This is a genomic window from Cohnella cellulosilytica (genome assembly GCF_042431195.1).
Classification (GTDB): domain Bacteria; phylum Bacillota; class Bacilli; order Paenibacillales; family Paenibacillaceae; genus Cohnella; species Cohnella cellulosilytica.
Window position 1 is genome coordinate 1 of record NZ_JBHMDN010000060.1, and the last position, 613, is coordinate 613.

Below are 613 nucleotides of genomic sequence, written 5' to 3' on the forward strand. Positions count from 1 at the left end.
CCCAGCCAACCTACCCAATAAATGGTTAAACAGTCGGAGTGCGTCCTTATCTATTGTGTATGTGCGCGAACTGAATCCACCTGCGGGTGTAGAGCCGATTGCGTGGTATTTGGTGACCAGTTTGGCGGTGGAAAGTCTGGAGGAAGCGGTCGAGAAAATCAACTGGTACATGCAAAGGTGGAAGATCGAGCGATTTCACTACATCTTAAAAAGTGGCTGTGCCATTGAGAAGTTACAAAATCGGACGGCGGAACGTTTGCAAAAGCTGATTTTGATCTATTCCCTGATATCGGTTCGCATTCTGGGCATGACCTATTTGGCCCGTCAGCTTCCCGAAGCCTGTTGCACGCTCTATTTGGAGGAGGAGGAGTGGAAAGTACTGTATTGCATCGCGCATCGGACTTCTACAGCACCTCCCACACCTCCAACCATCCAAACCGCTGTCCTCTGTCTCGCCAAGCTTGGCGGATTTCTAGGTCGCAAAGGGGATGGCGACCCAGGGGTCAAGGTGCTTTGGAGAGGCTTAAACGAGCTGCATACGGTACTCAAGCACCGTCGATATACCTCGTTTTAGCCCCTCCCATTTATTGGATTCACTGTGGGTCAAGCATAG

1 protein-coding gene is annotated in these 613 nt (G+C 50.7%); it reads left to right on the top strand.

Annotated elements, in window-relative coordinates; genetic code table 11:
* On the top strand, nucleotides 1–574 hold a 574-nt coding region (locus ACFFT4_RS30125; protein WP_378052841.1), incomplete at its 5' end, for an IS4 family transposase.
* Nucleotides 575–613: the final 39 nt, after the last annotated feature.